At 64.0% G+C, this 3,932-nt stretch carries 2 protein-coding genes; both read right to left on the bottom strand.

Annotated features, from left to right (window positions below; genetic code table 11):
* Positions 1-78: 78 nt before the first annotated feature.
* Entirely contained in the window at positions 79-1,119 is a 1,041-nt protein-coding gene (locus AB4Y84_RS15560) for a ribonucleotide-diphosphate reductase subunit beta (RefSeq protein WP_025878567.1), read from the bottom strand.
* A 74-nt stretch (positions 1,120-1,193) separates the two neighbouring features.
* Positions 1,194-3,521 carry a ribonucleoside-diphosphate reductase subunit alpha gene (locus AB4Y84_RS15555; protein WP_442250397.1) on the bottom strand — a complete coding sequence of 776 codons (2,328 nt, stop codon included), beginning with the start codon at positions 3,519-3,521 and terminating at the stop codon, positions 1,194-1,196.
* Positions 3,522-3,932: the final 411 nt, after the last annotated feature.

Raw genomic sequence — 3,932 nt, 5'->3', positions numbered from 1 at the left:
GCGATGTGGCGGCCGAGCTCACGGGTGTTGCCGCTGAGCGACGCCACCACGATCAGGATGCGGAGCGCCAGGCCGCGCTCAGAGGTCGTCGAAGCCGTTGTCGACGTTGGTCTTCTTGTAGCTTGCATTGCGCATCTCGAAGAAGTCGGTCTTGGTCTCGGTGAAGTTGTCGGCGTAGGCCTTGATCCACGGCATCACGTTGTCGGTGGTGTCGCTGTACAGGCGCTCGATGCCGAGCATGCCGGCCATCTTGTTGGCGCGGTACTTCACGTAGCGCACCATCTCGTCCACGTCGATGCCATCGATGCCATCGAGCACCTCCGCCGACCACTGGGTTTCCAGTTCGATGGCGTGTTCGAACGACTGGTGCACGTAGGCGGTCAGCTCGTTGGTCTGCAGTTCCGGGTTCTCGCCGATGATGGCGCGGATCAGCTCGCTGATGAACTTGGTGTGGGCCAGCTCATCACGGTTGATGAAGCTGATGATCTTGCCGGTGCCGTTCATGCGGTTCTGCCGCACCATGTTGTAGAAATACGCGAAGCCGGAATAGAAGTTGATGCCTTCCAGGATCGAGGACTGGATCAACGACTTCAGCAGGGTTTCGGCGGTCTTCTCGCGCATGAAGTCGTCGTAGGCCCCCATGATCGGCGCGTTGCGCTTGATGATGGTGGGATGGGTGCGGGCGATCTCGAAGATGCGGTTCTGGTTGGGCAGGTCGGTGATCGAGGCAAGCACGTAGCTGTAGCTCTCGTTGTGGATCACCTCCTGCTGGCCGATGATCGCCGCGTTGGCGTGCGCGGCCGGATCGGTGATGTACTCGGCGACGTTGTAGATGAAGCGCGTCTGCGGCGAATCCAGCGTGGCCAGCAGGCCGATGATGGAATCGTAGGCGTTCTTCTCGCGCGCGTTGAGCTCGCCGTACTGGCGTGCATCCACCTTCATGTCCACTTCGTCGGGGATCCAGAAGTTGGTCGACAGCTCCTTGTAGGCGCGATAGAACGACGGGTACGGAATGTCGTTCCAGTTCAGGATGCCGCTGGTGCGGCCGTTGATGATGCCGGTGCTGCGGTTGGGGTGGCGCGGTTCGAGGATCTTGATGCGGTCCAGGGGTGTTGCCATGGTCTTCTGCCTTCGTTCTGTTGCTGACGGGTTGCCGACCAGCGGCCGGCACTACCACCGAGGGGTCGGGCTGGTCAGCTCGAGCACCACTCGCATTCGCTGATATCGATGTCGTTGGAGCGCACGTAGTAGGTGGTCTTCAGCCCTTCGCGCCAGGCACTCAGGTGCAGCTCCAGCAGCGTGCTGGCGCGGATCGTGCTGGGCACGTACAGGTTGAAGCTGATCGACTGGTCCACATGGCGCTGGCGGCGTGCGTTCTGCCGCACGCTGGCGAACTGGTCGACCTTGTAGGCACCCTTCTCGTAGTACGGCCAGGTTTCCAGCGACAGGCCAGGCGCGGCCACCGGCCGCCGGAAGTCCTTCTTTTCCTCGTAGTAGAACGCGCTGTAGATCGGATCGATCGACGCGGTGGAGCCGGCGATCTGCGCGGTGCTCATGTTCGGCGCCACCGCCAGCAGCCAGCCATTGCGCAGGCCGTTGGTCGCTACCTCGCGCGCAAGACTGTCCCAGGCCGCGCCACTGTAATCGCGGTCACGGAAATAGTTGCCGTTGTGCCAGTCGCTGCCAGCGAACATCGGGTAGCTGCCTTTCTCCTTGGCCAGCTGCGCGCTGGCCTGGATGGTCAGGAAGTTGATGCGCTCGAACAGGCGATCGGACAGTTCCTCGGCCTCGGGCGATTCCCAATGGATCGCCTGCTGTGCCAGCAGGTGGTGCCAGCCGAACGTGCCCAGGCCGATGGCGCGGTACTTGCGGTTGGTGATGGTGGCCTGCGGCACCGGCAGCGCGTTGAGGTCGATCACGTTGTCGAGCATGCGCACCTGGATCGGAATCAAGCGTTCCAGCACATCCTTGGCCAGCAGATCCTCGGGGGCGGTGATGGCACGGCCGAGGTTGATCGACGACAGGTTGCAGACCACGAAGTCGCCCGCGCGGCGGGTGGTGACGATCTGGTCGCCGCTGACGATCTCCTGGATCATCCGCGTCGGGCTCATGTTCTGCAGGATCTCGGTGCACAGGTTGCTGGAATAGACCATGCCCGCATGCTTGTTCGGGTTCTTCCGGTTCACTTCGTCGCGGTAGAACAGGAACGGGTTGCCGGTTTCCAGCTGGCTGAGCATGATCCGCTTGAACAGGTCGATCGCCTTCACCGTGCGACGGCTGATGCGTTCGTCGGCCACCAGCTCGGCGTAGCGGTCGCGGAAGCTGCCCTGCCCTCGCTTCTCGTCGTAGAAATCCTGCAGGTACCAGCCTTTGGCCTGCTTCACCTCGTGCGGATCGARCAGGTACCAGTCGGCACGGCGCTCGACGGCCTCCATGAACAGGTCCGGCACGCAGATGGCGGTGAACACATCATGCGCACGCAGGCGCTGGTCGCCGTTGTTCAGGCGCAGGTCCATGAACGCCTCGATGTCGCGGTGCCAGATGTCCAGGTACACCGCCACTGCACCCTTGCGCTGGCCGAGCTGGTCGACCGACACCGCCGTGTTGTTGAGCTGCTTGATCCACGGCACCACGCCGCCGGACGAGTTGGGCACGCCGCGGATCGGCGCGCCACTGCTGCGCACGTACCCCAGGTACGCACCCACACCACCACCGTGCTTGGACACACGGGCGATATCGGTGTTGGAGTCATAGATGCCCTGCAGGCTGTCGTCCACCGTGTCGATGAAGCAGCTCGACAGCTGGCCGCCGACCTTGCCTGCATTGGCCAGGGTTGGCGTGGCCACGGTCATGTACAGGTTGGACAACGCCCAGTACGCCTCGCCCACCAGCTGCATGCGGCGCACGCGGCCGCTCTCACCAGCCCCACCCTCGTTCTGCATCAGGTACAGGGCAATGGTCAGCCAACGTTCCTGCGGCAGCTCATACACCTCGCGGCTGCGATCAGTAGCCAGGTAGCGCGTGGYCAGCAGGTACAGCCCGTTATAGGCGAACAGACGATCGCGCTCGGGGTCGATCATCTCGCCGGCCTGCTGCAGCTCTTCCTTCGAATAGCAGCGCAGGATGTCGTTGCTGTAGATGCCGCGGTCGGCCAGGCTTTCCTGCAGGCCCACGAAGGAGCCGTACTTCAGGCTGACATCGTAGAAGCGGTTGCGGCTGGCGCGCTTGTACAGACGGCGCAGGTACAGGCGTGCAGCGAACTGTTCCCACTGCGGCGCGACAAGGTCGACGCGCGATTCCGCTTCGCGGATCAGCAGATCCACCAGATCATCGGCACTGATGCTGGGCTTGCGTTCGACCATCGCCAGCACCACGCGGCGATAGTCGGCCACATCCAGCTGCGGCAGCTCGGCGTGGATGGCATCGATGCTGCGCAGCAGGCGCGCCGCATCGTACGGCAGGCGACGATTGCCGGCTTCCTTGGTGATCCAGGTCGGCACGCGCTCGCCGCTGGCGCGCATGGCGTCGCCGGCGCCGGCCAGGTCGGCCACGCGGAAGGTACTGTCGGTCATGGTGGTGGAACTCCAGGCTCGTGCGCGCGTCGGCGCCCGATGCCATGGCGGCCCTGCACGCGATACCGGCGCACGGGGCGAACGGGTGATGTGCCAAGGGGCGGGAACACAGGTCGTCGGCATCTGCCTGCGCCTGCGGCCGGTATCCGGGCCGTGGGGGCGACCTGCGTCCGCACGATGGCGGCCGCGTCGACACGGCAAGCCTTCAGGGGCGGGCCGCGGGACGTTTGCTGCATGTCCGGCGGCGGCGGCTGACCGGGAGTGACGGCCACAACATAGTGGGGATATTCCGAGCCGTCAACACAAGATGCGGTAATTGCGCACCGTCGCGACCATCGGTCGCAGGATGCCGTGTTGCAC

This window comes from Stenotrophomonas sp. 2YAF22 (genome assembly GCF_052114665.1).
Classification (GTDB): Bacteria; Pseudomonadota; Gammaproteobacteria; order Xanthomonadales; family Xanthomonadaceae; genus Stenotrophomonas; species Stenotrophomonas indicatrix.
The sequence above is the reverse complement of the archived record's forward strand: the minus strand, read 5'-3'. Positions and strand labels throughout refer to the sequence as shown.

Excerpts from the sequence above, each read along its gene's own strand:
- AB4Y84_RS15560 (WP_025878567.1), bottom strand. The coding sequence starts at position 1,119 with ATGGCAACACCCCTGGACCGCATCAAGATCCTCGAACCGCGCCACCCC.